This window comes from Mesorhizobium sp. M0659, from assembly GCF_040320605.1.
In the GTDB taxonomy this organism is placed as follows: domain Bacteria; phylum Pseudomonadota; class Alphaproteobacteria; order Rhizobiales; family Rhizobiaceae; genus Mesorhizobium.
The window spans coordinates 60,315-83,278 of record NZ_JAMYPY010000014.1; the positions used below are offsets into that span (position 1 = coordinate 60,315).

Consider the following 22,964-nt stretch of genomic DNA (forward strand, 5'->3'; position numbering starts at 1 on the left):
TGGTGCGTCATTTGGCGATCATGCCATTTTCTCGCGCCGCTTCGATAAGCCCGGCACGCACCGCCTCGTCGGCGTCGACCGTCCTGACGGCAAGCCCGGCAAGGTCGAGCGCCTGCCGGTAGAGGGCTGCTAGCGAGCCGGACGCAACCAGCACGATTGCGGTGGTGCTTTCGCCATAGCGGCGGCCCGCCGAGGCGATCTCGCCGCCGATCAGCAGGCCGGACAGGCAAGCGGCGGCATCGTCGGCCTTGAGGTTCTGCAGCAGGCCGGCGGCGCGGATCGAAAACAGCCGCGAGGTGACATCGCCGCCCTCCGCCAAAGCCTTGCGGCACCATTCCTGGAAGAACGGATTGTCCGGAGTGACCGGCTTCGGGCTCTCGCCCAGCGAATGGCGCAGGATAGAGTGAGTGGCCAGCACCGAAAACAGCTCGCCGGTCGGCCAGGTGCAGAAGCCGTCGACCGCGCCGTCTTCGACCAGAACCCATTTCGAATGGGTGCCGGGCATGCAGACGAGATGGCGACCTTTTGCCGGCAAACCGGCGCCGGCAAGCTGGGTTTCCTCGCCGCGCATTACGTCCGGCGCATCTTCCAAGCGTTGCGCCAGGCCAGGCACGATGCGGATGTCGCGGCTCTGGCCGGGAATGCGGGCGGCCCCCGCGAGGATGGCACTGAGCGGCGCCGGCACGATGACGTAAGGCGCTTCCAGCCAACCCTGGCGCGAGCCGGCCATGCCGCAGATGATGACCGGCAGTGTGTCAGGTGCGCCGAGCGCCGCCAGATGGCCCTCGAGGATGGTCGAAAAGCCTTTTTGCTGCGCGGTGATCAACCCATCATCGCCGCGACGCTCGGCGAGCACCCCGCCCGCCTCGTCGACCAGCCAGACCCGCATGCGGGTCGTGCCCCAGTCGACGGCGGCGACTGCCGGCGTGCCTTTGGCCGGATTTTGATTCACCGGGCTCACAGGAAACCCCCGTCCACGATTAACATCTGCGCCGTCAGCATACGCGAGGCGTCGGAGGCCAGGAACAGCACCGTGCCGACGATGTCGTCGGGCTGCATGACCTGCTTGATGCATTGCTTGGCGACATGGGCGGCGAGCCCCTGCTCGGTGACCCAGAGTTCCCGCTGCCGCTCGGTGATCACCCAGCCCGGCGCAATCGCATTGACGCGGATGCCGTCGACCCCAAGCTTGCCCGCGAGACCTTTGGTGAGGCCGAGTATGCCGGCCTTGGCGGCGGTGTAGGCCGGCATATCGGGGTGGTTGATGAGATAGGAGGTTGAGGTGAAGTTGATGATCGAACCGCCGCCGGCCCGCTTCATGCCCGGCGCGACCGCCTGTGCGGTGAAGAAATGCGGGCGCAGATTGACGGCGAGATTGTTGTCCCAGAACTCGACGGTAACGTCGGCGACGTCGTGGCGTTCGTCCCAGGCGGCATTGTTGACCAGCACGGTGACGTCGCCATGTGCCTCAGCCGCTTTGGCGGCCGAAGCGCGCAACGCCTCGACGTCGCGCAAATCGGTCTTGAGGTAGAGCGGTCGCCGGCCAAGTTCTTTTTCGACGCGGTCGGCAAGCAGCGTGCTTGGGCCATCGGCGATGTCGATGAAGGCGACATGGGCGCCCTGGCGAACGAAGCCCTCGGTCAGTGCCGCACCAATTCCGGAACCGCCGCCGGTGATCAGCACCGAGGCTCCCCTGAGGTCGGCAAAATCGGCCGATGGCATCATATCTTCATCTCCCGGTCCGGTCGGCGCGCATCCTATCCAGCCAAGTCCGGGGAGCAAGGGCGAAAACGGCGATTTGATTGGCTTATGTCAGACAAAAGGCCGCAACATGGCGGGCACAGTCGATCTTGGCTCGCACCGCTGACTTGCTCGACGCAGGCAAGACCGCCGGTCAGACTGCCTTGGCGTAGAGGGCGCCGCGATAGGAATCGCGGAGGTAGCCGAGCGTGGCGTCGGCGTCGACCGGTTTGCCGAAGAGATAGCCCTGGCCGCCGGCGCAGCCGAACTGAACGAGGCGGTCGGCCTGCGCCTCCTCCTCGATGCCTTCGGCGACGACATCCATGCCGAGCCCTTCGCACATGGCCAGAATGGCGCGGATGATGTGTTCCGACGGGCGGTCGTCGAGGATCGAGGAGACGAAGGCGCGGTCGATCTTGAGCTTGTCGAAATGGAATTCGCGCAAGCGGCCGAGCGAGGACTGGCCGGTGCCGAAATCGTCGAGCGAGACTCGGATGCCGACGCGACGCAGGTCCTCGACGATCTTCTCGGCCGAGGCCGGATCGTTCATCAGGCCGGTTTCGGTGATCTCGATCTCCAGCCGTCGCGGATCGAAGCCGGTGCGGTCGAGGATCGACAATATGTGCAGGCCAGTGTTCTGGTCGACGAGCTGCGAGGGGGACAGGTTGAAGGACAGGAACAGGTCCTTCGGCCAGCTGCGCGCCGCTTCGGCCGCCTTGCGCAGCACCAGCTGCGACAGCGGGCCGATGATGCCGCGCTCTTCGGCGATCGGGATGAACACGGTCGGCGGGACGACGCCGAGGTCGCGATCGGTCCAGCGCGCCAGCGTCTCGAAGCCGATGGTGCGGCGGGTGGTCAGATCGACGATGGGCTGGAAATGCGGCTCGACCTCACCGGCCGAGACGGCGCGGCGCAGCGCCTGTTCGATGCGGGTGACGCGCTTGGCCGCCTCTTCCATTTCGCGGGTGTAGACGACGACGCGGCCACGGCCCGAACGCTTGGCGTGGTAGAGCGCCGTTTCGGCCTTGTTGACGAGGATTTCCGTGGTTTCGTCGCCGGAATAAAAGAGCGAGCAGCCGACCGAGGCCGAAAGCCTGGCGGTGCGTTCGCCGACATCGTAGGGCGCCGACAGGATTTCGATCATCATGCGCGACTTCTCGGCCGCCGCCTCCTCCGAGAACACCATCGGGTAGAGGAAGGCGAATTCGTCGGCGCCGATGCGGCAGACAGTAGAGTGGCTGTCCATCGAGGCGCGCAGCCGCATCGCCACCTGGATCAATATGTCGTCGCCGGCCTTGTGGCCGAACAGATCGTTGATCGGCTTGAAGCCGTCGAGGTCGAGAATGCCGACCGTGAACGGCGCGGGATCGTCTGCACGGTCGCTGATCAGGCGATCGACCTTGTCGAAGAAGCGGCGATGGTTGCCAAGCCCGGTCAGCGCATCGGTGAACGCCAGATCCGAGTTTTCCCTGCTTGCCTGCCCGGTGCCAAACGTCGTTTGCATCGGTATCCCTGTTTGTGACGCCCGAAATTTAGGCTGAGACTGGCAGCAAAGCGTTTAGGAAGCGTATCGCGAAATCGATTTTTCGCTGGCGAATGATGCTTTAGCGGACGCGGTAGAGTTCGACCGGGGTTCCGCGCGTTTCGGCCACCGGTTCGAGCCAATCGGGGACGCTTCCCTGCATCAGCCTGGCCAGGAAGCCTTGCGGCGCCTTGGCGGCAAGCATCTTGCTTTCGGCGCTGCCGCGGCAGAGCGCCATCAGGCCGACGTGGTGAGCCGCCGCGATCGTCCTCGCCTGGTCCGCCGATCCGAGGAAGGCATCGAGCGCAAGCAGGTCGCCGGCGATGTTGCGATGATAGGGGCCGGCAAAGACGCGGTGCCCGGAATAGGCCAGGATGGGCGAGCCGAGATTGGAAATGGCAAGCACCGTGGTGTCCGGCAGCCGGGCCAACGCCGCGAAGGAGGCCTTGCGCTCGCAGGACGGATCGCTGTCGGTGTCCTGTGCCTCGACCGAGACCTTGTTGGCCTCGAACACGCTCGACGTCGCGGCGGCAGCGCCGGCCCAGACGGCATTCACCGACACCACCCAGACCGCCGCCATGCGCAGCGATACGCTGCGCGCAGGGCTGATCCTCGCCCGTTCGCGCCAGCTTGCGATCCAGGCCGACAGCGGGATGACGGCAAAGGCGATCGAGAATGTCGAGCCGCGGACCTGCCAGGCGCTGACGATGAAGGCGCCGACCAGCAAGGCGCCGACGAGGCTGTCCTGGCGGCGCCATGGTCCGCGCAGGCGAAGCGCCATCAGCGCGATCGCCACCAGCGGCGTGACATAGCGCGCCGCCAGCGAGGCCGGCTCGCTGGCGGCAATACTGAACAGCGACTGCGCCTCGTCGATGTGATCGAGCCACAATTCCTTGAGGCGCGGATCGAGAGTTGCGTAGGGAGCCGCAAGGCATTGCGGAAACAGCGCCGCGACAACGGCGCCCAGCACAAGCGCGAGCAGGCCGAGCGAAATCAGGCGGCGTCCGGCCGTGCCGTTGGACACCTTGAGCGACGTCACGGCGGCAAGGCCCAGTCCGGCGATTGCCGCGACGACGAATTGTACGGCCGAGAAGGCATCGCACTGCGCCTGGCCCCAGGCCGATGGCGGGATGGTGCTGACGAAGACCAGGGCTGAAACGCCGGCAAAGCCGAGACCGAAATCCCTGGCGATCCGGCGTTCGCCGCCGGGATCGACGACGAACAGCAAAGCGATGCAGGCGCCGATGGTGGCGACATAGGGCGCGGTTTCCATGCCGACGGCCAGCGTCAGGGCCGCACACAGCCCGGAAATCAGCGCCGCCCAGCGACGCGCCGGCGCCTCGAGCAGCAGGCTGAGGCTGGCCATGGTCAGCGTCAGCTGGACATTGTGATGATCGAGCGCACCCGGCAAGAAAATGCCGATGAAATGCAGCGCCGCCGCGCCGATAACGACCGCCGGCAGCACCGCGCCGACGCCGGCGAAGCTGCGCGCCGCACGGGCGAGGAAGAACACCGCCAGGCAAAACAGCAGCGCCGGCCACAGCACCTGCGCGATCGCTTCGGCCATGGCCATGCTGCCGGTCAGCGCCGAGGCGGCGAGGATGATGGCGGCGAGCGGTGCGTCGACCAGCCGCGACCAGTGCATGACGAAACCGCCTTCCGGCCCCATCCTGTACTGATGCAGGTCGAACCAGCCCTGGCCGGCCAGCATGTCGCGAACCTCGACCAGCCGCAGCAGGCTGTCATTGTCGCCGCCGGCATTGCTCAATTCGCGAAAGCCCGTGGCGGCATTGACAGCCAGCACCACCAGCATGGCAAGCAGCGCCAGCGTCATATCGGACTTCCAGGAGGAAGCACCCGCCTTGGCTGCGTTCATCATCATGACCTTCGTCGGAAAGACTGCGGCCTTAAACCTAGCCTTAACAGCTTCAATAAATAGTAAAGTCGCCTGAGCGAGGCCGCATATGAGCGCGGCCGGAGGCTCCGCCGGGTGTCGGGAGACGGAAATGCCGCACGAAGTCCGCCATGAGCCGGCCATTGCCGTGCTCCTGCCTTGCTACAATGAGGAACTGACCATCACCGAGGTGGTGCGGCGCTTTCGCGAGACGCTGCCATCGGCCGAGATCTATGTCTATGACAACAATTCCAGGGATTTGACCGCGCTCAAGGCGCGCGCAGCGGGCGCCATCGTCGTCCGCGAGCCGCGCCAGGGCAAGGGCAATGTCGTGCGGCGCATGTTCGCCGACATCGATGCGGACATCTATCTGATGGCCGATGGCGACGGCACCTATGCGCCGGAAGATGCCTCGCTGCTGATCAACATCCTGCAGACCGAGCGCTGCGACATGGTGGTTGGCACCAGGCGCGGCGTCACCGACGATGCCGGCCGTTCCGGCCATGCCTTCGGCAACCGCATCTTCAACAGCCTCTACAAGCGGCTGTTCGGCGCCGACTTCACCGACATCTTCTCCGGCTACCGCGTCTTCTCGAGGCGTTTCGTCAAGAGCTTTCCCGCGGTTTCCGGCGGCTTCGAGATCGAGACCGAAATGTCGGTGCATGCCTCGCAGCTCAAACTGCCGGTGAGCGAGATCGCGCTCGATTATGGCCGCCGGCCTGAGGGATCGTCGTCGAAGCTGTCGACCTATCGCGACGGCGCCAGGATCCTGTGGATGTTCGCCATGCTGATGAAGGAAACGCAGCCGCTGCGCTTCTTCGGCGCCTTCGCGATTTTCTTCCTGGCGTCGAGCCTTGCCCTGATGACGCCGGTGCTGATCGAATTCGCCCAGACCGGCCTCGTGCCGCGCATGCCGACCTGGGTGCTGTCGGTCGGCCTGCTGCTGCTCTCGATGCTTGCGATGGTGACCGGATTGATCCTCGATTCGGTATCGCGCGGACGCGCCGAGCAGAAGCGCATTTTTTATCTCTCGGTGCCGTCGGGCCGGGTCGAACGGCGCGAACGCACTGGTGAAATCCCGAAGGCCGAACCGGGCAAGACGCCCCGGGCCGCCTGAGGCCGTGAGCCGGCTCGTCCGCTTCGTCCTGGCCGGCGGCGTTGGTTTCGTCGCCGATGCCGCGGCGCTCTGGCTGCTCTTGGCGGTGACGCCGCTCGGTCCCTTCGTCGCCCGTGTCCTGTCGATCGGCTTTGCGCTGTGCGTCACCTGGCAGATCAACCGGCACCTGACCTTTTCGCCGTCGAGCCGCGGCGTGGCTAGCGAGGGTGCGCGCTATGGCGGCGTCGGCATCGCCACCAGCATCGTCAACTATCTCGTCTACTGCGCCATCCTGTTCGCGCTGCCGGCAATGCCGCCGCTGGCGGCACTTGCGATCGCCTCGCTGGTAGCGATGGCGCTGTCGTTCCTCGGTTACTCCCGGCTGGTCTTCGACTGTTAGGGGGTCTGGGCCAAGCAAGCGCGATTGGCAGAAGCCGCCAAGTTCCGTATATCGGCGACTTGCCTTGCCGCAATTCCGGACGGAAAACCGCTACGCACTTTTCCTGGACTTGCTCGACCCGCTGGAGACCAAAAGATGACCCTGAAGATCGCCGTCCAGATGGACCATGTCTCCACCGTCTCGATCGCCGGCGACACGTCGTTTGCGCTGTCGCTGGAGGCGCAGCGGCGCGGGCACCAGCTGTTCCACTACACGCCGGACCGGCTGTCGATGCTGGGCGGCAAGGTGTTTGCCCGCATCGAGGAGATGAAGCTCCGCGACGAGAAGGGCAATCATTTTTCGCTGGGCGACAAGGTGCGCACCGACCTGTCGGAGATGGATGTGATCCTGCTGCGCCAGGATCCGCCCTTCGACATGAATTACATCACCACCACGCATATTCTGGAGCGCATTCACCCGAAGACACTGGTCGTCAACGACCCGGCCTGGGTGCGCAACAGCCCGGAAAAGATCTTCGTCACCGAATTCCCCGATCTGATGCCCGAAACGCTGATCACCAAGGATCCCCAGGAGGTCGCGGCCTTCCGCAAGGAATTCGGCGACATCATCGTCAAGCCGCTCTATGGCAATGGCGGCGCCGGCATCTTCCATCTCAAGGGAGACGATCGCAACCTCGCCTCACTGCTCGAAATGTTCGCCCAGCTGTCACGCGAGCCGTATATCGTCCAGCGCTATCTGAAGGATGTGCGCAAGGGCGACAAGCGCATCATCCTGATCGACGGCGAGGCGGTCGGCGCCATCAACCGCGTGCCGGCCGACCACGATTCCCGCTCCAACATGCATGTCGGCGGCCGCGCCGAAAAGACCGAGCTGACGGAGCGCGAACGCGAGATTTGCGCCCGCATCGGCCCGTCGCTGAAAGAGCGCGGCTTCATCCTGGTCGGCATCGACGTGATCGGCGACTACATGACCGAGATCAACGTGACCTCGCCAACCGGCGTGCGCGAAGTGCAACGCTTTGGTGGCGCGGATATCGCCAGCCTGTTCTGGGACGCGGTAGAGGCGAAGCGGCGGAATTTGGCCGCGTAGTGTGCGTTGCTACGGAGGACTTTGGTGGGTCCAGAGAAGCATCGAAAGATGCTCTTTATCGGGTAAGACTGCCGAGCAAGCGGCTCATCAAATCAAACTATGTCCCGGAAGCGCCGAGGCCTCAGTTTCGGAGGAAGGAGACCGATAAGTCTGGTCTGCAATTTTCGCTGTGGTGTTGCCCAGTCTTTCAGCAGAAAACCCGCATCGGAGTTCTTTTCCAGCAATGCAAAAGCCGCAGACAGTCCGATCAGGTCGACCAAGGTCCTGCGCATTGAGTGGCGGGAGATTAAATGCGCCAGTCCCGGCGCCACTTCGCACCAACGATTGGCCAGTGCCCGCCGTATCGCTATTTCAGTATCAGGCGACATCCTGCCGAGGCCAACTCCGGTACCCAGGATGCGCCCGTCCGCCCAGCCATTGCCGCCGTGAAGCCGATAACTGCCAAGAGCCCGCCCAATCCTCACGGTTCCGCCGATCATATGGGCGGCACGAGCCATATAACCATCGGCACATATCCTTATTTCGTCCGGATCGGATGGACGCATGATTTCAAGCGGAGCTCGACGAAACATCATCCCCGATGTGGTTGACCAAAACCAACCCACGGTACCCCGATCAATAAATAATAATGTCGGGTCAGCTTCGGTGTCGACATGCAGGTAGCCGCTCATTTTCGGCATCGATCGCGGGTCGTTCAGGTGGAATACGGGATGACCGCCCGCAAGCAGGTTGCCGGCCGTATCTATCACCACCTCATCGGAGCTCGACATTGCCGCGATACGGGTTTGGCTGAGATGCGCTCTCACATGGCATTCTATGAAGTCAGGATGCCAAGCATCGTCACCGTCAAGAAAGGAGATCAGGGGCCCGGCTGTCGCGTCAAGCCCGGTCATCATTGCTGTCAACTGCCCGCCATTTTGCAGTCGGGGCAGAAAGCGGAAACGACTGTCGCCAAGCTGGGACAGACACTCTTCAATCCTTCGGCGGGAACCGTCGGTCGAAAAATCATCGACCACCACGCATTCGAACGCAGTGTATGTCTGCGCCGCTACGGATCGGATCGCAGTGTCGATGAATGCCTCTTGATTGAAACAGCCTACGCAAACGGATACGGTTGGTAGCGCGATGTGAGAACCAGCTCCGCTTGGGACGATGTTTTCTTTCAAGAGGCGCTTCTCCGTACACCAGATTTGATCGCCTGAGATATTCCGTCGATCAAATGGCGGTGTTTCTTTGCCAAATTTCTCTCTATCGAAGCGAGTTTTTCTCCGCACTCAAGATCGCAATTGCCGCATGTTGACCCTACAGCACGGGTATCGCCCTCCTACCAAATTCGAGATTGTCAGAGCCATGCTGCGTCATGGCCACAACCTCAGAAAAGGGCACCCTTCCGCGAAGTCGCAACCTGCTCTTCAGGCCAGTTTGCTGTCGGACGATCCGTTCATATCCTATTCGGGAATGTCCGGTACGCCGCTCGGATTAGCAAGTCATATGCCTTTCCTTCCACGCGGCCACCGCGCCTGGTTTCTCATCTCGCCAACCTGGTCCATCGAAAACAGTGCTAGCGTCAAAACCATCCGGACCTATGCCGTTCTGCATAGACTCAAGAACCCCCGTCACTCGCTAATCTTCCTATCCAACACTCAGGCCGAGGCTGATCTGTTGAATCAGTCCGGCGAGGCCGCCGTCCTGCACAACAAGACGTCAACAACCTCCGAACACATATTCAGGCCTCTCGATGACGTCCCTGTAGAATTTGATGCAATCTACAATGCGCAGCTGGCTCCGTGGAAGCGCCATGACTTGTCGCTTGGCATCCAGCGTTGCGCATTTGTCTTCTATCGAGATTCAAGCGGATCCTCCACGACGGAGTCGGAAAGAGCGCGAATAAATCGGCATAGGGAGCTCGCGCCGCATCACGTCTTTATCAACGAGTTTGACGGCACCGGCAAGCCTGTCCGATTGGCACCGGCTCAGGTGAACACGCATCTAAATCGTGCAGCCGTGGGAATCTGTCTCTCTCACCTGGAAGGACCAATGTTCGCCAGCACGGAATATCTTCTCGCGGGCCTTCCAGTGGTCACGACGCCGAACCATGGCGGCCGAGACCTTTATCTGGATGACGACTATTCGCTCACAGTTCCACCCGATCCTCGATCCATCGCGGAGGCTGTCTTAGCGCTGAAGGAGCGACGAATTCCCCGGGATTACATTCGTTCGCAAACTTTGAAACGAATCGAACGAGACCGCGGGCGGTTCATAGACCTTGTAAACGAGATTTTTCTGGAGAGCGGCTCTTCGCGCCGGATCGCCCTGCCTTGGCCTTTCAGATATCCTGTCATGGAGTGGCTTCCACCGCAGGTCGCGATCGATCGATCGCTTTCAGGTTCGGTCGATGCCTTCATCACCGCTTAGAAGCAACACCCTCAGATCGCCGAAGGGCCTAGTCGCCCTTGTTAAACGCGGTCGAGGAGGCGGAGCAGCCGTTCCATTTTGCTTGACCATCTTCCTTTTTTGCAACCGGCACAGCGCGCTGCAGCCACCACGAATGCATGTTCCTGTAATGTTCTTGCCTTGGCCTGAAATCTATGGTTGTCTTGTCCTGACGTCGCTCGCGGTCTGAACCACAAGGCCGAGGCGAGCCGATATCCGGGGGCAGAGCAAGATGGTGGCGCGGGTTCGCACGGTTGCTTTCCAGGGCATCGAGGCCGTACCGGTCGATGTCCAGGTGATGATCGCGCCGGGCAAGGTCGGCATGCAGATCGTCGGGCTGGCCGACAAGGCGGTGGCCGAAAGCCGCGAGCGCGTGCAGGCGGCACTGCATGCGTCGGGGCTGTCGATGCCGTCGAAGAAGGTGACGGTCAACCTGGCGCCTGCCGATCTTCCTAAGGAAGGGAGCCATTACGACCTGCCGATCGCGCTCGGCCTGATGGCTGCACTCGGCGCCATTCCGGGCGACATGCTGGCCTCCTATGTCGTGCTCGGAGAATTGTCGCTCGACGGCACCATTGCCACGGTCGCCGGCGCGCTGCCGGCGGCGATCGGCGCCAATGCCGAGGGAAAGGGCCTGATCTGCCCGTTCGGCTGCGGGCCGGAAGCGGCCTGGGCGGGCAAGGATTTCGACATATTGGCGCCGCGCAGCCTGATTGCCATCGCCAATCATTTTCGCGGCACGCAGGTGCTGTCGCGGCCCGAGCCCGGCATCCATGTCTCGGCCCGCGACCTGCCCGACCTTTCAGACATCAAGGGCCAGGAAAGCGCCAAGCGGGCGCTGGAAGTGGCGGCGGCCGGCGGCCACAATCTGTTGATGGTCGGGCCTCCCGGCTCGGGAAAATCGATGCTGGCGCAGAGGCTGCCTTCAATTCTGCCGCCACTGGCGCCCAAGGAACTTCTTGAAGTCTCGATGATCGCCTCGGTGGCCGGCGAGCTCGGCGAAGGCAAGCTCACCGACCGGCGGCCGTTCCGCGCCCCGCACCATTCGGCTTCGATGGCGGCAATGGTCGGCGGCGGCATCAGGGCGCGGCCGGGCGAAGTATCGCTTGCCCATAACGGCGTGCTGTTCCTCGACGAGTTTCCCGAATTCACGCCGCAGACCTTGGATGCGCTGCGCCAGCCACTGGAGACCGGCGACTGCATGATCGCGCGCGCCAACCACCGCGTCACCTATCCAGCGCGCATCCAGCTGGTGGCGGCGATGAACCCGTGCCGTTGCGGCATGGCCGGCGAGCCCGGCTATCGCTGCCTGCGCGGTGAGCGCTGCCGCACCGACTACCAGGCGCGCATTTCCGGCCCGCTGCTCGACCGCATCGATCTCAGGATCGAGGTGCCTGCGGTTTCGGCCGCCGATCTGATCCGGCCGGATCGGGCGGAGAAAAGTGCCGCCGTTGCGCAGCGCGTCGCGCGCGCCCGCACCATCCAGCGCGAACGGTTCGAGCGGCTCGGCGTGACCAGCGCGACCACCAACGCGCATTGCTCGCCTTCTGTTATCGAGGACATCGCGATGCCGGATGCCGCCGGCCTGTCTCTGTTGAAGGACGCCAGCGAAAAGCTCGGCTTTTCCGCGCGCGCCTATCATCGGGTGCTGAAAGTGGCGCGCACGCTGGCCGATCTCGAAGCGAGAGAAACCGTCGGCCGCATTCACCTGGCCGAGGCGATTTCCTACCGCATGATGTCGGAGCGGGTGGCGCAGGCGGCGTAACGCTCCTCCTTGAGGGGAAGGTGGCCCCGAAGCGGCAGGGTGGGGGTCGCCGAAGAATGGTCGATCTTTTTGGAGCCGAGCCGAGAAAGGGCCTCTGCAATGACATTGCTTGTAGTGTCGTCCGAAGGGAGTCGCCGCACTTCACGCAGGACCCCACCCGGCCCTTCGGGCCACCCTCCCCTCAAGGGGGAGGGAAATGCAGGCGCTAATTCGCCCGCTCTTTCGCCTTCAGCTCCAGCCGCCGTGCGTGCAGCACCGGTTCCGTATAGCCATTCGGCTGTTCGCGGCCTCTAAACACCAGGTCGCAGGCGGCGTGGAAGGCGATGGAATTGTCGAAATCGGTGGCCATCGGGCGGTAGAGCGGGTCGCCGACATTTTGGAGGTCGACGATCGCTGCCATGCGCCGCAGCGAATCCATCACCTGGATCTGCGAGCACACCTTGTGGTGCAGCCAGTTGGCGATGTGCTGCGAGGAGATGCGCAGCGTGGCGCGGTCTTCCATCAGGCCGACATCGTTGATGTCGGGCACTTTCGAGCAGCCGACGCCCTGGTCGATCCAGCGCACGACATAGCCAAGAATACCTTGCGCATTGTTGTCGAGTTCGCGCTGGATCTCGTCGGGGGTCCAGTTCGGCCGCACCGCCACCGGCACCGACAATATATCATCGAGCTTCGCCTTCGGCCGGCTCTTGAGCGCCGCCTGGACGGCATGGACATCGACCTTGTGATAGTGCGTGGCGTGCAACGTCGCCGCCGTCGGCGACGGCACCCAGGCGGTGCTGGCGCCGGCCTTGGGATGCGCGATCTTCTGTTCCAGCATCGCCGCCATCAGATCGGGCATCGCCCACATGCCCTTGCCGATCTGGGCATGACCGGCGAGCCCGCATTCGAGCCCGATATCGACATTCCACGCCTCATAGGCGGAGATCCAGGCGGCCTGCTTCATGTCGCCCTTGCGGATCATCGGCCCGGCTTCCATCGAGGTGTGGATCTCGTCGCCGGTGCGGTCGAGGAAGCCGGTGTTGATGAACACGACGCGTTCCTTGGCGGCGCGGATCGCCTCCTTGAGGTTGACGGTGGTGCGCCGCTCCTCGTCCATGATGCCCATCTTGATGGTGTTTGCCGCCATACCGAGCAGCGCTTCGACGCGGTCGAAAATCTCGACTGCGAAGGCGACTTCCTCCGGCCCATGCATCTTCGGCTTCACCACATACATCGAGCCCGCGCGGGAATTCATCCGACGCCCGTTGGCGCCGACATCGTGCAGCGCGATCAGCGCCGTCATCGCCGCATCCAAGATGCCTTCCGGCACCTCGTTGCCATCGCGGTCGAGGATGGCCGGATTGGTCATGAGGTGACCGACGTCTCGCACCAGCATCAGCGAGCGGCCAGGCAAGCTCAGCGCGCCACCACTGGGCGCGGTCCAGGCGCGGTCCGGATTGAGCTTGCGCGTGAAGGTTTTGCCGCCCTTGCTGATTTCCTCCGCCAGATCGCCCTTCATCAGGCCGAGCCAGTTGCGGTAGACGATGACCTTGTCCTCGGCATCCACCGCCGCGACCGAATCCTCGCAGTCCTGAATGGTGGTCAGCGCCGATTCCAGGATCACGTCGGCAATGCCGGCCGGGTCGGTGCGGCCGATCTGGTTGGTGCGGTCGATGAGGATCTCGATGTGCAGGCCGTTCTGGACCAGCAGGATGGCTTCCGGGTTGGCGCCGTCGCCGCGGTAGCCGGCAAATTGTTTCGGGTTGGCCAGTGTGGTGCCGCCGGCGCCGGCGCCGAGCCGCAAGGTGCCACCCGAAACCGTCAGCCCGTTCACGCCGGCCCATTTGCCCGAGGTGAGCGGCACGGACTCGTCCAGAAAACTCTTCGCCCAGGCAACCACCTTGGCGCCGCGCACGGGGTTGAAGCTTTTTCCCTTCTCGGCGCCACCGGTCTCGGCAATGGCGTCGGTGCCGTAGAGCGCATCGTAGAGCGAGCCCCAGCGGGCATTGGCGGCGTTGATCGCATAACGCGCATTCATCACCGGCACCACCAGCTGCGGCCCGGCAACGGTGGCGATCTCGGGGTCGACATTGTCGGTCGACACGGAAAAGGCCGGCCCTTCGGGCACGAGATAGCCGATCTCACGCAAGAAGCTTTTGTAGGTCTCCATATCGATGGGCGCGCCATTGGCGCGGTGCCAGGCGTCGATCTGTTCCTGCATGGCGTCGCGTTTGGCCAACAGCGCCCGGTTCTTCGGCGCGAGATCATGGACGATGGACGAAAAGCCGTTCCAGAAGGCGTCGGCGGCAATACCGGTACCCGGCAGCGCTTCGCCGACAAAGTCATGCAGTTCGCGGGCAATCCGCAATCCGGCGATCTCGACGCGATCGGTCATCAGGGCTTCTCCAGATGAAAGGCTTTGCGGCCTTTGGCATGTCAGGGGTGAAGGGTCAATTCAGCTTAGGGTGAAGGCGGGGATTTTGAAGCTGCTGATCTCCCCCCAAGGGGACCCCAAGGGGGGAGATTACCTAAACCGCAATCCTCGGCCGACCCGATGCAACCGCCACCACATGCGCTTCGATAAACATCCGTTGGGCCTCAACGGTAGACACCTTGAACTCGGTCGAAACGTCGATCTCGGCATTATCCGTGCCGGCATCCTTCGCCCGCTCGGCTACGATCGCCCGCACATCAGCCTCCGCTGCCGCGATCGCCTTGGCCTCGTCCGTGAAGTCGCGCACCGTTTGCCCCGACGCGACCCGGAACAAACCTTCCTTGGGCTGGCTGACGCGGGCTTCGGCCGAGACGCGGACCTGGCCGACGACGGCGCCGAGCGCGTTGGCGACGTCGGTATCCTCCGGCACCACGCACTCATTACCGACCAGCTCGGCCAAGCCGGCATAGTGCAGCGGCGCCGAGGCGCCGAGGCCAATGACCGGACGATCGAGCGCGACGCTGAGCCTTGCGATGCCGGGATGGGAATCGACGGCGCGCTGCACCAGCGCATGCGCGACGGTGGCGGCGCCATCCAGCCCGTCTTCGGCAAAGGCGGTCTCCAGAATGTATTCGGCCGACCAGCGCGTCAGCGTCAGCAGCACCCGTTCGGAAATCACCTCCGGAGACGGCGCGATGTACTGGCCTCGCCCATCACGCTTGCGGGCAAACAGTTCGGCGCCGAGCCGGGCCGCAAGCGGGTCCCAGTTGGCCTGCTTGCCGAGCACATGGGCGGCGTCCGAGGGGGTGAAGCCCGAGATATGCACAAGACCGCGCGAGACCAGCCGGTTCAGCGTGGCGTTCTGGGCGTTCGAGGTGAGCAGCCTGTCGATGGCGAGCGGCACCGCACCAATCAGTTCATACAGTTTCGCCTCGGGCGCGGTCAGGCCGGCGGCGAGCCTGTCCGGCACGCCGGTGCGCAACGCAAAGCGGCCGTCCATGCGGCCGGGGTTGGGCGCCCTGAGCTGGCGCTCGAGCTCCGATGTCACGGAAACACCATGCATCATGCCGGCCAGCGCCAGCGGCACCAGGCGGCGCGGCCCGAGCAGGATTTTCGGGTTGAGCGCGCCATCTTCCAGTGCCACCTCGGAATCGCCGCCGAGGCCGAAAGTGCGCATGGCGACCGCCTCGACCATGGTGCGGAAGCCGCCGACAGTGGCGCCTTCGGGATCGAGCCGGGGACGGCCGCCGTCGAGCACGGCGACATCGGTGGTGGTGCCGCCAATGTCGGACACCATGGCGTTGTCCAGGCCCGTCATGTGGCGGGCGCCGACCAGGCTGGCGGCCGGGCCGGACAGGATGGTCTCGATCGGCCGCTGGCGGGCAAACGCCGCCGAAACCAGCGCGCCATCGCCGCGCACCACCATCAGGGGGGCTACGATGTTGCGGGCCTCCAAAAATCCTTCGGTTGCCGCCACCAGCCGGTCGATCATCGAGATCAGCCTGGCGTTGAGCAAGGTGGTGAGCGCGCGACGCGGACCGCCGAGCTTGGCCGACAATTCATGGCTGGCGGTCACCGGCAGGCCGGTCTTTTCGCGGATGAGGTCGCGCGCGGCGAGTTCATGCGCCGGGTTGCGGGTGGCGAAATAGGCGCACACGGCAAAGCCCGACACCGAGGCGCCGAGTTCAGGGAGTGCTGCTTCCAGCCCCGACAGATCGAGCTTGGCCGCATTGCCGTGCACGTCATGGCCGCCCGGACAAAACACCACCGGATCGGTGCCGAGCGCCGTCTTCAGCCCGTCGCGCGCAAGGTCGGCCCCGGTAAAGCCGATCATGATGAGCGCCACACGCCCACCCTGGCCCTCGACCAGCGCATTGGTGGCGAGCGTCGTCGACATCGACACGAGTTTGATCGCGGCCGGATCGGTGGCCGATTTTCCCAGCACCGCATCGACCGCGCCGGAAATGCCGACGGCAAGATCGTGCCGCGTGGTCAGCGCCTTGGCCTTGGCCAGCACCTTGCCTTTTGGCCCGCCTTGTTCCGACCACAGCACGGCATCGGTATAGGTGCCACCGGTGTCGATACCGAGAAACAGGGGTTTTGGCTTGGCGGTCATGTCTGGCGGTCCGGGATTCTGCTCCCCCGCCCTTAGCCGATACGGCCCGGCTGATAAAGGCGGGAGAGGTGGGCCAGTTTGACCCTCGTCGCCGCTCATGCCCGCCAAACTTTGTAACGGTCACATTTTTTCATTGGTGCGTGGCCTGCCTTTGCGTGCACCATGCGCCGATCTCATCCCTTTCAGGACTTCGCCATGACCACGCTCCCCGGCATCGCCGACATCCATGCCGCCGCCGCGCGCCTCTCCGGCCTGATCGCCGAAACGACCTTGATCGAATCGCTGGAACTCAACAAACGCTTCGGCGGCCGCATCCTGTTCAAGCCGGAGACGCTGCAGCGCACCGGCTCGTTCAAGTTCCGCGGCGCCTACAACAAACTGTCTTCGCTGAGCGAAGAAGAGCGCAGCCGCGGCGTCGTCGCCTTCTCCTCAGGCAACCATGCTCAGGGCGTCGCCGCGGCGGCTGCCATGTTCGGCGTCAAGGCGGTCATTGCCATGCCGGCCGACGCGCCGGCGATGAAGATCGCCAATGTCCGCAAGATGGGCGCCGAAGTGGTGCCGTTCGACCGCTTTCGCGACGACCGCATGACGGTGGTGCGACCCTACATGGACAAGGGCATGGTGCTGGTGCCTCCTTTCGACGATCCGGCCATCATCGCCGGCCAGGGCACGATCGGTCTCGAACTGACGCGCCAGGCAAAAGCGCTCGGCGTCAGCCTCGATGCGGTCGTCATTCCCTGTGGCGGCGGCGGCCTGACGAGCGGCATTTCGATCGCCGTCAAGGATGCCTCGCCGGCCACAGCAGTCTGGGCCGTTGAGCCCGAGCATTTCGACGACACCCGCCGCTCGCTGATCGAAGGAAAAAGGGTTTCCAACGAGCCCGGCCACAGTTCGATCTGCGATGCCATCCTCACCGCAGAGCCCGGTGCCATCACCTTCGAGATCAACCGCAAGAACCTCGCCGGCGCCATCGCCGTCTCCGACAAGGCGGCCGCACAGGCGGTGCGCGACGCCATGGCCCATCTCAAGCTGGTGGTCGAACCCGGCGGCTGCGTGGCGCTGGCGGCGCTCTCGTCAGGCGAGATCGAACTGTCGGGCAAATGCGTCGCCGTCGTGCTGTCAGGCGGCAATGTCGATTTCACCACCTATGCCGAGATCATGGCCGCGGCCTGAGAACCGATATGGCAGACGCTGAGATAAGGGCGGCTCTCGATCGCCATTGGGCTGCCTCCGATGCCAATGATCTCGAGACGGAGCATCAGATCTATCGCGAGGACGCGGTGCTCGATTATCCGCAATCAGGCGAGCGCATCAGCGGACGGCACAACATCCAGTCGTCGCGCGCCACGCAGCCCAACCGGAAGCGCTTTGCCGTGCGGCGGATCACCGGGTCAGGCGACCTCTGGATCACCGAATATGTCCTGACCTATGACGGGATTCCGTCCTATACGGTGAGCATCATGGAGTTCGTCGATGGCAAAGTGGTTCGCGAGACCCAGTATTTCGGCGATCCGTTCGAGCCGGGGCAGTCGCGCGCGCAATGGGTCGAACGGATACCTTGAAACACGGCGGCGGTAGCATGACCGGCCACCATCCGCTCGATCGTGCCGAACTGCCTGATGATACGGCCGATCTCGCCCGCTATCTCATCGGCAAGCTCGTGGTGCGGGAGCTGCCGGAAGGCATCGTCAGCGGCCGTATCGTCGAGACCGAGGCCTATGTCACCGGCGACGCCGCCGGGCACGGCTATCGCGGCATGACGCCGCGCAACCGTTCGCTGTTCCTCGGGCCCGGACACGCCTACGTCTATCTCGCCTATGGGGTCTCCTGGATGCTCAATGTCTCAAGCGAGGGGCCGGGCACCGGCACCGGCGTGCTGATCCGGGCGCTGGAGCCGCTCGAAGGCATCGCCATCATGCGGCTGAACCGGGGCGTGGAGCGCCTGCGCGACCTGGCGCGCGGGCCGGGGCGGCTCGCCCAGGCATTGCGGATCGACCGTTCGCTGGACGGCCTCGATCTGTGCCGCCAAGGCCCGCTATGGCTGGCAGCCGACGAGCATCAGGCCAGCGACATCGGCCAAGGCATCCGCATCGGCATCACGAAGGATGCGGACCGCCCGCTGCGGTTCTATGTCAGAGGCAGTCCGTTCGTCAGCGGTCCGCGATCGCTCAATTCCTGAACGCTCAGTCGAGCGTGCGCCTGAACCGCACCAATGCGACGCCGGCAAACAAGGCCACGAACCCGACCAGCCAGGCGATCTCGCCCGCAACCGCCGGCAGTTCGGCGCCCTTCAGCATCACCGCGCGGGTAATGCGCAGAAAATGCGTCAGCGGGAAAATCTCGCCGAAGGTCTGCGCCCAGCCCGGCATGCCGCGATAGGGGAACATGAAGCCGGACAAAAGGATCGACGGCAGGAAGAAGAAGAAGGTCAGCTGCAGCGCCTGCATCTGCGTGCGGGCGATGGTCGAGATGGTGTAGCCAAGCAGCACCAGCGCCAGCACGAACACCAGCACGGCGGCAAGCAGCAGCGACATCGAGCCGGTGAAAGGAATGGCGAACAGAAGCTTCGACGCCGCCAGCACGACGACCACCTGGACGCCGCCGACCACAAGATAGGGCAGCACCTTGCCCAGCATGATCTCGAACGGGCTGGACGGCATCGCCAGCAGGTTTTCCATCGTGCCGCGCTCGGTCTCGCGGGTCAGCGCGATCGAGGTCATCATCACCAGGGTCATCTGCAGGATGACGCCGAGCAGGCCGGGCACGATGTTGTATTGCGAGATGCCTTCCGGATTGTAGCGCTGGTGCACCACCACATCGAGCCGGCCCCTGGCGGCCTCACTCGCCGCCTCCTGCATGCCTTGCGCCCGAAGCAGCGCCTGGCTGGCCACTTTGCTCAGCGTCGAGATGGCGCCGCTGGCGGCGGCCGGGTCGGTTGCGTCGGCCTCGATCAGGATCTGCGGATTGTCGCCACGCTCCACCCGGCGGCCGAAATCGGCCGGGATGGTGACGACGAAGGCGACATCGCCGCGCGCCATCAGGAATTCGGCATGCTCGGCATTATGCGCGACATGGTCGAAGCGGTAGTAGCCGGTGGTCTGCAGGGCTGCGACAATGGCGCGGGTGTAGGGGTCGTTGCTGGTCGCCACCAGTGCGGCAGGCAGGCTTTTGGGATCGTTGTTGATGGCGTAGCCGAACAGCACCAGCTGCAAAAGCGGCACGCCCAGCATCATGGCGAAGGTGATGCGGTCGCGCCGCATCTGGATGAATTCCTTGATCAGCAGCGCACCTAGCCTGGCGAAGGAGAAGACGCTGTTCATGCCATATTGTCCTTCGAGCCGGACATGAACTGGATGAAGACGTCCTCAAGGCTGGTCTCGCCGGGTTTTACGCTGACACCCTTGTGCTCCTTCTCGACATCGGCGAGCGCCTTTTCGAGCTTTGCCTTGTCGGAGCCGACGACATGCAGCGTCGCGCCGAACGGCGCCACCTGGTCGACGCCGGGCCGGTCCCTGAGTGCATCGGCGACCTGGTCGAGGCGCGGTCCCTGCAGCACGAAGGTGGTCAGACCGGCATTCGTCACCACCTCGTCCACCGTGCCGGTGGCCAGCATCTTGCCGTAGGAGATATAGCTGATGCGGTGGCAGCGCTCGGCTTCGTCCATGTAGTGGGTGGACACCAGCACGGTCAGACCGCCGCTCGCCAGCCGGTGGATCTCGTCCCAGAATTCGCGCCGCGCCTTCGGATCGACGCCGGCGGTCGGCTCGTCGAGCAGCAGCAGCTTCGGCTTGTGCATGATGCAGGCGGCCAGTGCCAGCCGCTGCTTCCAGCCGCCCGACAGCGTGCCGGCGAGCTGGTTGCGGCGGCTCGTCAGGCCAAGCTCTTCCAGCGTTTTCGACACATGCTCCTCGACCGGCTTCAGTCGGTAGAGCCGCGCCACGAATTCGAGATTCTCGCCGATCGTCAAATCCTCGTAGAACGAGAATTTCTGCGTCATGTAGCCGACTTCGCGCTTGATGCGGAGCGACTCGGTGCGGATGTTGAAACCCAGCACCGTACCTTCGCCCTCGTCGGGCGTCAGCAGGCCGCACATGATGCGGATGGTCGTCGTCTTGCCGGACCCGTTGGGCCCGAGAAAGCCGACGATCTCGCCCTCGGCCACCGTCATTGTCACATGGTCGACGACGGTCTTGTCGCCGAAACGCTTGACCAGGCCATGAACGTCGATGGCGTTCATTTTGAGGCCGCCAGCTCGACATCGACGATCTGTCCCGGCTGCAGCGCTTGCGCCTTGCCCTCAGGCCGCGCCTCGACGAGGTAGACCAGCTTCTGCCGGTTCTCGAGCGAGTAGATCACCGGCGGGGTGAATTCCGGGTCGGGCGAGACATAGCTGACGCGCGCCTTCACCTCCGGCCCGCAGCCGTCGCAATGGACGACAAGCAGCGTGCCGACCTTGATCGACGAGAACGCACTTTCCGGGACATAGACGCTGAGCTTTACCGCACCGTCCGGCAACATCGAAATGACAGGCGCGGTCGGACCAGCGGTGTCGCCGGGATTGCGGATGACGTCATTGATGCGGCCGGGCGAGGGTGCCGCCAGCACGCGCTTCGATAGCCGCCACTCAGCCTGTTCCAACGCCGACTGCGCCTGTTTGACCTGATTGTCTGCCGCCTTGATCGTTTCGGGACGCGCAGGCAGACCGCCGACGGCGAGGTTGGCCTGCGCCTGGCCGACCTGCGCATTGGCTGTCTCCAGCGTCGCGGCGGCGGTGTCGTAGTCGGCCTGCGTGCCGGCACCGCGCTTGAACAGGTCGGCGGCGCGGTCGTATTTGCGCTTGGCATCCGTGGCCTGGGCCTTGGCCATGTCGACCTCGGCCTTCAGCACCGCGATCTCCTCCGGCCGCTTGCCGATCTGCAGGTCGGCAAGCTGCGCCTGCGCCTGGGCGAGCGCGGCCTCTGCCTGGGCGACGGCGATTTTTGCGTCGGCGCTTTCGAGAGTCACCACCGGCGTGCCTGATACAACACGGTCGCCGCGCTTGACCGCGACGGTCTCGACCTGCGCCACTTCGATCGGCGCCAGCAAGACATAGTCGCCCTCGACATAGCCGACGGCAAGCGGCGCTGCCGGCGCGCAGGCGCCGAACAGCTGGGCCGCGAGCGGCAGGGAACAGAGAAAACTCATCGCTTGCCCTCCTTGCGGGCGACCGGATTTCGGGCCGCCAGTATGGCGCCAAGATTGCTTGTGACCGCCGCCACCACCTTGGCGGCTTCGGCGTTACCGATCTCGCGCCAGCCCATACGACGCATCACTGCTTCGCGGCCGATGCGGAAATAGATGACCTGGCCGATCAGCGTGAAGACCACGAGCTTGGTGGCCTCGCTTTCGGCCGGCTCGCCCGTCGCCTGTTCCCAGATCTGGCAGAGGCGGCGATGCGTCGGTTCGAACACCCCGTCATAGATGCGGTCGAGGGCGGCCGTCGGATGCGACAACTCTCTAAGTACGAATTGTACGATATCGCCCGCCTCCGGCCGGGCGACGATAAATCCTACCATCCGCTCCAATGCGGTCGAGAGCTGCGCCCGCGCCGTCTCTGAACTGGCTTGACCTTGCAGCTGCATGCCGCCGAGCGCCTGGCCGGCAACCGCCTGGATGGTCTCGACGATGTGGTCGGCGGCGGCCCCGCGGAGCCCTTCCTTGCCGCCGAAATGATAGGCGATGGAGCCGATGTTGGCCTTCGCCTCCGCCGCGATCTCGCGCGTCGAGGTGCCGTCGAAGCCCTGCCGCCCGAACAGTTTGAGCGCGGCCAGCACCAGTGCGGCGCGCGTCTGCTCGGCGGGCGATGTCTCCTGGCGGGGCATTTTGTCGGGCGCGGATTTGATCATGTCGGCGTCTTTAATCAATCGATTGATTAAAGTCAAATTGATTATCTACGGCCGCTTGCCATGTCGAGCCGCAGACGCTTTAGTGCGCGGCCATGGGCAAGGAAGTCGAGCGCAAGTTCCTGGTCTCCAGCGCCGAATGGCTGGAAATGGCCGAGGCGAATATACGCATTCGCCAGTTCTATCTTGCCGCAGCACCTGGCCGCACCGTGCGCGTGCGCATCAGCGACGGCAGTTCGGCGAAGCTGACGCTTAAATTCGGCAGCAAGATCCGCGAGCGCGACGAATACGAATATGAAATTCCTCTGACTGATGCCGAGGAGATGCTGGCCTTCGCCATCGGACATGTCATCGAGAAGACACGCCACCATGTTAGGCATCGCGGCTATCTCTACGAAGTCGATGTTTTCGGCGGGATCCTAGCCGGCCTTGTGGTGGCCGAACTGGAGACGCCGGAGGATGTACCTGACGAAATGCTGCCCGATTGGCTCGGCCGCGAAGTGACCGGCGAGCAGAGATTTTACAACGCGTCGCTCGCCCTAGAGCCGGATGATTTTAGGTCGGGTCGACCTAAAATCGGAATCCGGCTCTAATCAAAAGAGATGGAGCAT

Annotated in this window: 20 protein-coding genes; 9 read left to right on the forward strand and 11 right to left on the reverse strand. The window is 64.1% G+C overall.

Features of this window, described 5'->3' with window-relative positions; all coding sequences use genetic code 11:
• Positions 1–7: 7 nt before the first annotated feature.
• From NKI31_RS21490 to NKI31_RS21505, 4 genes are all read right to left on the reverse strand, one after another.
• Entirely contained in the window at positions 8–952 is a 945-nt protein-coding gene (locus NKI31_RS21490; RefSeq protein WP_031201383.1) for a 2-dehydro-3-deoxygalactonokinase, read from the reverse strand.
• Between the two features lie 5 nt (positions 953–957).
• Positions 958–1,725, reverse strand: a complete 768-nt coding sequence (locus NKI31_RS21495) for an SDR family NAD(P)-dependent oxidoreductase (protein WP_023673186.1) — start codon at positions 1,723–1,725, stop codon at positions 958–960.
• Positions 1,726–1,894: 169 nt separating this feature from the next.
• Entirely contained in the window at positions 1,895–3,244 is a 1,350-nt protein-coding gene (locus NKI31_RS21500) for a putative bifunctional diguanylate cyclase/phosphodiesterase (protein ID WP_023673185.1), read from the reverse strand.
• Positions 3,245–3,344: 100 nt separating this feature from the next.
• Positions 3,345–5,144, reverse strand: coding sequence for a hypothetical protein (locus tag NKI31_RS21505; RefSeq protein ID WP_023755347.1), 1,800 nt, complete (start codon positions 5,142–5,144; stop codon positions 3,345–3,347).
• Positions 5,145–5,268: 124 nt separating this feature from the next.
• On the opposite strand from NKI31_RS21505, the gene NKI31_RS21510 reads away from it, so the two are divergent.
• The 3 genes from NKI31_RS21510 (at position 5,269) to gshB (ending at position 7,741) form a co-directional block, all read left to right on the forward strand.
• On the forward strand, positions 5,269–6,273 hold the full coding sequence (locus NKI31_RS21510; RefSeq protein ID WP_023821717.1) for a glycosyltransferase: 1,005 nt from the start codon (positions 5,269–5,271) through the stop codon (positions 6,271–6,273).
• 4 nt (positions 6,274–6,277) lie between these two features.
• Positions 6,278–6,652 (forward strand): GtrA family protein, encoded by a 375-nt coding sequence (locus NKI31_RS21515; RefSeq protein WP_023821716.1) that lies wholly within the window; start codon positions 6,278–6,280, stop codon positions 6,650–6,652.
• A 135-nt stretch (positions 6,653–6,787) separates the two neighbouring features.
• Entirely contained in the window at positions 6,788–7,741 is a 954-nt protein-coding gene (gene gshB, locus NKI31_RS21520; protein ID WP_023821715.1) for a glutathione synthase, read from the forward strand.
• A gap of 92 nt (positions 7,742–7,833) precedes the next feature.
• On the opposite strand, the gene NKI31_RS21525 is transcribed toward gshB, so the two are convergent.
• Entirely contained in the window at positions 7,834–8,907 is a 1,074-nt protein-coding gene (locus NKI31_RS21525) for a glycosyltransferase family 2 protein (RefSeq protein WP_023714454.1), read from the reverse strand.
• Between the two features lie 184 nt (positions 8,908–9,091).
• On the opposite strand from NKI31_RS21525, the gene NKI31_RS21530 reads away from it, so the two are divergent.
• Positions 9,092–10,156: a glycosyltransferase gene (locus NKI31_RS21530; RefSeq protein ID WP_155921611.1), complete on the forward strand. Its 1,065-nt coding sequence runs from the start codon at positions 9,092–9,094 to the stop codon at positions 10,154–10,156.
• A 250-nt stretch (positions 10,157–10,406) separates the two neighbouring features.
• The gene (locus NKI31_RS21535; RefSeq protein WP_352595211.1) at positions 10,407–11,939 is read left to right on the forward strand and encodes a YifB family Mg chelatase-like AAA ATPase; all 1,533 of its coding nucleotides are present in this window, start codon (positions 10,407–10,409) and stop codon (positions 11,937–11,939) included.
• 205 nt (positions 11,940–12,144) lie between these two features.
• On the opposite strand, the gene NKI31_RS21540 is transcribed toward NKI31_RS21535, so the two are convergent.
• Positions 12,145–14,316: a malate synthase G gene (locus NKI31_RS21540; protein ID WP_352595214.1), complete on the reverse strand. Its 2,172-nt coding sequence runs from the start codon at positions 14,314–14,316 to the stop codon at positions 12,145–12,147.
• 133 nt (positions 14,317–14,449) lie between these two features.
• Positions 14,450–16,471 (reverse strand): hydantoinase/oxoprolinase N-terminal domain-containing protein, encoded by a 2,022-nt coding sequence (locus tag NKI31_RS21545; protein WP_352595217.1) that lies wholly within the window; start codon positions 16,469–16,471, stop codon positions 14,450–14,452.
• Positions 16,472–16,666: 195 nt separating this feature from the next.
• Between NKI31_RS21545 and NKI31_RS21550 the strand changes: the two genes are divergently transcribed.
• From NKI31_RS21550 to NKI31_RS21560, 3 genes are read left to right on the forward strand one after another with little or no spacing between them, the layout of a single operon-like run.
• The gene (locus NKI31_RS21550) at positions 16,667–17,644 is read left to right on the forward strand and encodes a threonine ammonia-lyase (protein ID WP_023748246.1); all 978 of its coding nucleotides are present in this window, start codon (positions 16,667–16,669) and stop codon (positions 17,642–17,644) included.
• 8 nt (positions 17,645–17,652) lie between these two features.
• Positions 17,653–18,033, forward strand: a complete 381-nt coding sequence (locus NKI31_RS21555; protein ID WP_023681284.1) for a nuclear transport factor 2 family protein — start codon at positions 17,653–17,655, stop codon at positions 18,031–18,033.
• Between the two features lie 17 nt (positions 18,034–18,050).
• Positions 18,051–18,650, forward strand: coding sequence for a DNA-3-methyladenine glycosylase (locus tag NKI31_RS21560; RefSeq protein ID WP_023748245.1), 600 nt, complete (start codon positions 18,051–18,053; stop codon positions 18,648–18,650).
• A 4-nt stretch (positions 18,651–18,654) separates the two neighbouring features.
• On the opposite strand, the gene NKI31_RS21565 is transcribed toward NKI31_RS21560, so the two are convergent.
• The 4 genes from NKI31_RS21565 to NKI31_RS21580 are packed head-to-tail and all read right to left on the reverse strand — an operon-like array spanning position 18,655 to position 22,356.
• On the reverse strand, positions 18,655–19,791 hold the full coding sequence (locus NKI31_RS21565; RefSeq protein WP_352652505.1) for an ABC transporter permease: 1,137 nt from the start codon (positions 19,789–19,791) through the stop codon (positions 18,655–18,657).
• Positions 19,788–20,708, reverse strand: a complete 921-nt coding sequence (locus NKI31_RS21570) for an ABC transporter ATP-binding protein (RefSeq protein ID WP_023673289.1) — start codon at positions 20,706–20,708, stop codon at positions 19,788–19,790. Before NKI31_RS21570 ends, NKI31_RS21565 begins: the two co-directional genes overlap by 4 nt.
• Entirely contained in the window at positions 20,705–21,655 is a 951-nt protein-coding gene (locus tag NKI31_RS21575) for an HlyD family secretion protein (RefSeq protein ID WP_352652506.1), read from the reverse strand. The genes NKI31_RS21570 and NKI31_RS21575 overlap by 4 nt, the downstream gene beginning before the upstream one ends.
• Entirely contained in the window at positions 21,652–22,356 is a 705-nt protein-coding gene (locus NKI31_RS21580; protein WP_023681279.1) for a CerR family C-terminal domain-containing protein, read from the reverse strand. The genes NKI31_RS21575 and NKI31_RS21580 overlap by 4 nt, the downstream gene beginning before the upstream one ends.
• A gap of 92 nt (positions 22,357–22,448) precedes the next feature.
• On the opposite strand from NKI31_RS21580, the gene NKI31_RS21585 reads away from it, so the two are divergent.
• Positions 22,449–22,946, forward strand: coding sequence for a CYTH domain-containing protein (locus tag NKI31_RS21585; RefSeq protein ID WP_023681278.1), 498 nt, complete (start codon positions 22,449–22,451; stop codon positions 22,944–22,946).
• Positions 22,947–22,964: the final 18 nt, after the last annotated feature.

Bases quoted from the DNA above. Each gene is read 5' to 3' on its own strand.
- NKI31_RS21495 (WP_023673186.1), bottom strand. From the start codon at position 1,725: ATGATGCCATCGGCCGATTTTGCCGACCTCAGGGGAGCCTCGGTGCTG.
- NKI31_RS21500 (WP_023673185.1), bottom strand. From the start codon at position 3,244: ATGCAAACGACGTTTGGCACCGGGCAGGCAAGCAGGGAAAACTCGGAT.
- NKI31_RS21505 (WP_023755347.1), bottom strand. From the start codon at position 5,144: ATGATGATGAACGCAGCCAAGGCGGGTGCTTCCTCCTGGAAGTCCGAT.
- NKI31_RS21510 (WP_023821717.1), top strand. From the start codon at position 5,269: ATGCCGCACGAAGTCCGCCATGAGCCGGCCATTGCCGTGCTCCTGCCT.
- gshB (WP_023821715.1), top strand. From the start codon at position 6,788: ATGACCCTGAAGATCGCCGTCCAGATGGACCATGTCTCCACCGTCTCG.
- NKI31_RS21530 (WP_155921611.1), top strand. From the start codon at position 9,092: ATGCTGCGTCATGGCCACAACCTCAGAAAAGGGCACCCTTCCGCGAAG.
- NKI31_RS21535 (WP_352595211.1), top strand. From the start codon at position 10,407: ATGGTGGCGCGGGTTCGCACGGTTGCTTTCCAGGGCATCGAGGCCGTA.
- NKI31_RS21540 (WP_352595214.1), bottom strand. From the start codon at position 14,316: ATGACCGATCGCGTCGAGATCGCCGGATTGCGGATTGCCCGCGAACTG.
- NKI31_RS21545 (WP_352595217.1), bottom strand. From the start codon at position 16,471: ATGACCGCCAAGCCAAAACCCCTGTTTCTCGGTATCGACACCGGTGGC.
- NKI31_RS21550 (WP_023748246.1), top strand. From the start codon at position 16,667: ATGACCACGCTCCCCGGCATCGCCGACATCCATGCCGCCGCCGCGCGC.
- NKI31_RS21555 (WP_023681284.1), top strand. From the start codon at position 17,653: ATGGCAGACGCTGAGATAAGGGCGGCTCTCGATCGCCATTGGGCTGCC.
- NKI31_RS21560 (WP_023748245.1), top strand. From the start codon at position 18,051: ATGACCGGCCACCATCCGCTCGATCGTGCCGAACTGCCTGATGATACG.
- NKI31_RS21565 (WP_352652505.1), bottom strand. From the start codon at position 19,791: ATGAACAGCGTCTTCTCCTTCGCCAGGCTAGGTGCGCTGCTGATCAAG.
- NKI31_RS21570 (WP_023673289.1), bottom strand. From the start codon at position 20,708: ATGAACGCCATCGACGTTCATGGCCTGGTCAAGCGTTTCGGCGACAAG.
- NKI31_RS21575 (WP_352652506.1), bottom strand. From the start codon at position 21,655: ATGAGTTTTCTCTGTTCCCTGCCGCTCGCGGCCCAGCTGTTCGGCGCC.
- NKI31_RS21580 (WP_023681279.1), bottom strand. From the start codon at position 22,356: ATGATCAAATCCGCGCCCGACAAAATGCCCCGCCAGGAGACATCGCCC.
- NKI31_RS21585 (WP_023681278.1), top strand. From the start codon at position 22,449: ATGGGCAAGGAAGTCGAGCGCAAGTTCCTGGTCTCCAGCGCCGAATGG.